Origin of the sequence: Pelomicrobium sp. (assembly GCF_036803785.1) — a bacterium.
GTDB lineage: Bacteria > Pseudomonadota > Gammaproteobacteria > Burkholderiales > UBA6910 > Pelomicrobium.
The window spans coordinates 1-5,467 of the sequence record NZ_DAIRTR010000165.1 but is presented as its reverse complement, the minus strand read 5'-3'; the positions used below and the strand labels follow the sequence as shown (position 1 = coordinate 5,467).

The following is a 5,467-nucleotide window of genomic DNA, read 5'->3' as shown; positions in this document are numbered from 1 at the left end:
TGCTCAAGGTCGTGCGGGGCGAGGCTTGAGGGGGAAACCCCGCGGGCCCATTTCAGCCTGGGCGCTTTGCTGCTTTCAGGTGCGGGCAGTTCGGCTTGGTGCAGTCGGCGTAGATGTGCAGCGAGTGGTCGTGGATGGTAAAGCCCCGCTCCTTGGCAATCTTCACCTGGCGGCGCTCGATCTCCGGATCGTAGAACTCCTCCACCCGCCCGCATTGCAGGCACACCAAGTGATCGTGGTGCCCGCCCTGATTCAGCTCGTAGACGGCCTTGCCGCTTTCGAAGTGATGCCGCATGAGGATCCCGGCCTGCTCGAACTGGGTGAGCACGCGGTATACCGTGGCAAGGCCCACGTCGATGCCCTCGGCGATGAGCTGCTTGTAGACGTCCTCGGCCGAGAGGTGTCGCACCTTGCTGGTCTCGAACAGGTTGAGGATCTTGATGCGCGGCATGGTGGCTTTGAGCCCCATGGTCTTCAGGGCCTCGGGCGTGCTCATGGCATCCTCTCGGTGCAAACGTCTTTTCGGGTATCATAAAACGTTCTCGTCCCGTTGAAAACGACACGCTTTCCGATGCGCCGGTTCCTTCCCTTGCCCCTCGCCCTGGCGCTTGCCGCCTGTTCCGGCTATCTCGGCCTCACCCCTTACCGCATGGATGTGCAGCAGGGCAACGTGGTGACCCAGGAGATGGTCTCTCGGCTCAAGCCCGGGATGACCCGGGAGCAGGTGAGGTTCATCCTAGGCACGCCCCTGGTGGCCGACCCTTTCCACGCACAGCGCTGGGATTACGTGTACCGGCTGGAGAAGCGGGGACGGCTAGTGGAGGAACGCAAGCTTACCGTGATTTTCGAAGAGGATCGGTTGAAGCGGGTCGAGGGCGACGTGGTGGCGGCGCCTCCGGGTGAGGCGCCGGTGACCGAGTCCTACCACGGTGCGACCGCGGCCCGTTAGCGTAAGCCCGATGGAGCCCATTCGCGTCGCCATCACCGGAAGCTCGGGGCGTATGGGACGGGCGCTGCTCGAGGCGCTCGCCGAGGCGCCCGATCTGCGCCTGCACGCTGCCCTGGACCGCCCCGGCAGCCCGGTCCTCGGCCGGGATGCGGGAGAGCTGATCGGTGCACCCAACGGGGTGAGCGTCACCGATGACCTGGCTGCGGCCCTCGACGGCGCCCAGGTGCTCATCGATTTCACCCGACCCGAAGGAACTCTGGAGCACCTGCGCGCCGCGACCCTCCGGGGCGTTAACTTGGTCATCGGCACCACCGGATTCACCGACGCTCAGCGGCGGGAGATTGCCGACGCCGCCCGCACCATTGCCATCGTCCAGGCACCCAACTTCAGCGTAGGCGTCAACCTGGCCCTCAAGCTCCTCGACCTGGCGGCCCGGGTGCTTTCCCAGGGCTACGACGTGGAGATCGTGGAGGCCCACCATCGACACAAGGTGGACGCCCCGTCGGGGACCGCGCTGCGCATGGGGGAGGTGGTGGCCCAGGCCCTCGGCCGAGACTTGCGCGAGTGCGCCGTCTACGGGCGGGAGGGGATCACGGGAGCGCGCCCCGACAAGACCATCGGCTTCGCCACGGTGCGGGGGGGCGACATCGTGGGCGAGCACACGGTCATTTTCGCCGGAATCGGCGAGCGGTTGGAAATCAGCCACAAGGCCAGCAGCCGCGCCACCTTCGCCCAAGGAGCGCTGCGGGCGGCTCGCTTCGTCGCGGGGCGGCCTGCCGGGCTCTTCGATATGCAGGACGTGCTGGGCCTGCGTTGACAGGCGCCCCCGTGGGGGCGGATGGGCTTGCAGACCGAAGGCCCCGTAGCTCCTTGTGCGGGGAGCTTGATTTGAAGCCTCCCCCCCCTTCCCGTATAATGCATGAAAAACGGGATGGGCGTTTCGCTCGTCCCGTTTCTTTGTGTCCCCTGCGCCGTGTCCTGGAAATCGCCCGTGTCCGCCCGCCCGCCTGCCTTGCTGGTGCTTGCTGACGGGACTGTGTTCCACGGGGTCTCCATTGGCGCGGAAGGGACGGCGAGCGGGGAGGTGGTGTTCAACACCGCCATGACCGGCTACCAGGAAATCCTGACGGATCCTTCCTATTGCCGGCAGATCGTCACCCTTACCTATCCCCATATTGGCAACACCGGGGTCAACCCGGAGGATGGAGAATCGGACCGGGTGTACGCTAGCGGCTTGGTGGTCCGGAACGTGCCCCACCTCTACAGCAACTTCCGGGCGATCCAGAGCCTGCCCGAGTATCTGCGGGATCAGAATGTGGTGGCCATCGCCGGCATTGATACCCGCAAGCTCACCCGTATCTTGCGGGAGAAGGGGGCCCAGAATGGCTGCCTGATGGCGGGTCGCGTGGACGAGGGAGAGGCCCTGGCGCTCGCCCGGGCGTTCCCGGGCTTGGCTGGCATGGACCTCGCCCAGGTGGTAAGTTGTCAGAGTGCCTATTCCTGGGACGAGGGGGAGTGGTCTTTGGGTAGCGGCTACGCCAAGGCGCCCGAAGCCAAGTTCCACGTGGTGGCCTACGACTACGGGGTGAAGCGCAATATCTTGCGCAAGCTTGCATCCCGGGGATGTCGCCTGACCGTGATCCCGGCCCGCACGCCAGCACAGGAAGCGCTGGCCCTTCAGCCCGACGGGGTGTTCCTCTCCAATGGGCCCGGCGACCCGCAGCCCTGCACCTATGCCATCGAGGCGATCCGCCAGCTCCTGGACACGGGCGTGCCCATGTTCGGGATCTGCCTGGGCCACCAGCTCCTGGGGCTTGCTGCCGGTGCGAAGACTGTGAAGATGAAGTTCGGCCATCACGGGGCGAACCACCCGGTGCAAGACCTGGAGACCGGGCGGGTGATGATCTCCAGCCAGAATCACGGCTTCGCGGTAGACGCCGCGACCCTGCCAGACCATTGCAAGGTGACCCACGTGTCCTTGTTTGACGGTAGTCTCCAGGGGTTCGCCTTTTGCGACCGGCCGGCCTTCTGCTTCCAAGGACACCCGGAGGCGAGCCCCGGTCCCCACGATGTGGATTACCTCTTCGATCGCTTCGTGTCCTTGATGGCGCTCAGGAAAAGCGGCAAGCGGGAGATCGCTGCCACTGCCACCGACGTGGCGGCTTGCCGGTAGGCCATGCCCAAGCGCACCGACATCCAGACCATCCTCATCATCGGCGCCGGTCCCATCGTCATCGGTCAGGCGTGCGAGTTCGACTACTCGGGGGCCCAGGCGTGCAAGGCCCTGAAGGAGGAGGGCTATCGAATCGTGCTGGTCAACTCCAACCCAGCCACCATCATGACCGACCCGGAGTTGGCCCACGCCACCTATATCGAACCGATCAACTGGCAGACCATTGAGAAGATCATCGCCCTTGAGCGCCCCGATGCTCTGCTGCCCACCATGGGTGGCCAGACGGCCTTGAACTGCGCCCTGGACTTGGCGCGGGAAGGAGTGCTGGAAAAATACGGGGTGGAGATGATCGGCGCCACTCGGGAGGCAATCGACAAGGCGGAGGATCGGGAGAAATTCAAGCTGGCCATGAACCGCATCGGGCTCGCCTCGCCCCGCTCGGCCCTCGCCCACAGCATGGAGGAGGCACTGCAGGTCCAGGCCATGGTGGGTTTCCCCGCCATCATCCGCCCCTCCTTCACTCTGGGCGGCACGGGAGGGGGCATCGCCTACAACCGGGAAGAATTCGTCACCATTTGCGAGCGGGGTTTCGACGCCAGTCCTACCCGTGAGGTGCTGATCGAGGAATCGGTGATCGGTTGGAAGGAATTCGAGATGGAGGTGGTGCGGGATCGCAAAGACAACTGCATCATTGTCTGCTCCATCGAGAATCTGGATCCCATGGGGGTGCATACCGGGGACTCCATCACGGTGGCCCCGGCCCAGACCCTGACCGACAAGGAATACCAGATCATGCGCGACGCCGCCATCGCGGTGCTGCGGGAAATCGGGGTAGATACCGGGGGCTCCAACGTGCAGTTCGCCATCAATCCGGCCGACGGCCGCATGGTGGTGATCGAGATGAATCCCCGGGTGTCCCGCTCCTCTGCCCTGGCGTCTAAAGCCACGGGCTTCCCCATCGCCAAGGTGGCGGCCAAACTGGCCGTAGGCTACACCCTGGATGAGCTGCGTAACGAAATCACCGGTGGCGCCACGCCTGCCTCCTTCGAGCCCAGCATCGATTACGTGGTCACCAAGATCCCCCGCTTCGCCTTTGAAAAGTTCCCCCAGGCGAACGACCGGCTCACCACCCAGATGAAGTCGGTGGGGGAGGTCATGGCCATCGGTCGCACCTTCCAGGAGTCCTTGCAGAAGGCTCTGCGGGGGCTCGAGATCGGCGCCGACGGACTGGAGGAGAAGAGCACCGATCTCGCCGCAATCGAGGCGGAGCTGGCCAACCCGGGCGCCGAGCGCATTTTCTACGTGGCCGACGCGTTCCGTTGCGGGCTTTCTCTGGAGAAGGTTCACGAACTCTCCCGGATCGATCCCTGGTTTCTCGCCCAGGTCCAGGATCTGGTGAGGCAGGAGCAGGCGCTTGCCGGCAAGGAGCTCAAGGACCTGGACCGCGCCGCACTGTTGACGCTCAAGCGCAGCGGCTTTTCCGATGCCCGCCTGGCAAAGCTGCTGCGCACCTCCCAGGACGAGGTGCGCCGCCGCCGCCACGCCTTAAGTCTCCATCCGGTCTATAAGCGGGTGGACACTTGCGCCGCCGAGTTCGCGACCCGCACCGCCTATATGTACTCCACCTACGAGGAGGAGTGTGAAGCCGAACCCACCGAGCGCAAGAAGGTGATGGTGCTGGGCGGTGGGCCCAACCGCATCGGCCAGGGCATCGAGTTCGACTACTGCTGCGTGCATGCGGCTCTCGCGCTGCGGGAAGACGGGTTCGAGACCATCATGGTCAACTGCAACCCGGAGACCGTTTCCACCGACTACGACACCTCCGACCGGCTGTATTTCGAGCCCCTCACCCTGGAGGACGTGCTGGAGGTTGTGCGGGTGGAAAAGCCCTTCGGGGTGGTGGTGCAGTACGGCGGGCAGACACCCTTGAAGCTCGCCCGGGAGCTGGAGCGCAACGGCGTGCCCATCATCGGTACCAGCCCGGATATGATCGACTGCGCCGAGGACCGGGAGCGGTTCCAGGCCTTGCTCCACCGCCTGGGATTGCGCCAGCCCCCCAACCGCACCGCGCGCACTCCGGAAGAGGCCCTCCGGTTGGCCCAGGAAATCGGCTATCCCCTGGTGGTGCGCCCGAGCTACGTACTGGGGGGACGGGCCATGGAGATCGTGCACGACGAGCGGGAGCTCGCCCGCTACATGCGGGAGGCGGTCAAGGTGTCCAACGACTCCCCAGTGCTTCTGGACCGGTTCCTGAACGATGCCATCGAGGTGGACGTGGACGCGGTGAGCGACGGGGATCGGGTGCTGGTGGGGGGCGTCATGGAGCACATCGAGCAGGCGGGGGT

Annotated in this window: 5 protein-coding genes; 4 read left to right on the top strand and 1 reads right to left on the bottom strand. The window is 65.1% G+C overall.

Translation table 11 applies throughout. The features are described 5' to 3' along the window. Positions 1–52 precede the first annotated feature (52 nt). A complete protein-coding gene (fur, locus tag V7Q81_RS14235) occupies positions 53–496 on the bottom strand; it encodes a ferric iron uptake transcriptional regulator (RefSeq protein WP_333844554.1) in 444 nt (147 codons plus the stop codon). A gap of 75 nt (positions 497–571) precedes the next feature. On the opposite strand from fur, the gene V7Q81_RS14230 reads away from it, so the two are divergent. The 4 genes from V7Q81_RS14230 to carB form a co-directional block, all read left to right on the top strand. Then, complete coding sequence (locus V7Q81_RS14230) at positions 572–949, top strand: outer membrane protein assembly factor BamE (protein ID WP_333844551.1); 378 nt, start codon at positions 572–574, stop codon at positions 947–949. A 10-nt stretch (positions 950–959) separates the two neighbouring features. After that, entirely contained in the window at positions 960–1,766 is an 807-nt protein-coding gene (gene dapB / locus V7Q81_RS14225) for a 4-hydroxy-tetrahydrodipicolinate reductase (protein WP_333844549.1), read from the top strand. A gap of 174 nt (positions 1,767–1,940) precedes the next feature. Beyond that, the gene (gene carA, locus V7Q81_RS14220) at positions 1,941–3,122 is read left to right on the top strand and encodes a glutamine-hydrolyzing carbamoyl-phosphate synthase small subunit (protein WP_333844546.1); all 1,182 of its coding nucleotides are present in this window, start codon (positions 1,941–1,943) and stop codon (positions 3,120–3,122) included. 3 nt (positions 3,123–3,125) lie between these two features. Then, the coding region (gene carB, locus V7Q81_RS14215) for a carbamoyl-phosphate synthase large subunit (protein WP_333844543.1) at positions 3,126–5,467 on the top strand (2,342 nt) is incomplete at its 3' end.

What these genes read in the sequence shown, in the direction of transcription:
- fur (WP_333844554.1), bottom strand. Translation starts at nt 496, where the DNA reads ATGAGCACGCCCGAGGCCCTGAAGACCATGGGGCTCAAAGCCACCATG.
- dapB (WP_333844549.1), top strand. Translation starts at nt 960, where the DNA reads ATGGAGCCCATTCGCGTCGCCATCACCGGAAGCTCGGGGCGTATGGGA.
- V7Q81_RS14230 (WP_333844551.1), top strand. Translation starts at nt 572, where the DNA reads ATGCGCCGGTTCCTTCCCTTGCCCCTCGCCCTGGCGCTTGCCGCCTGT.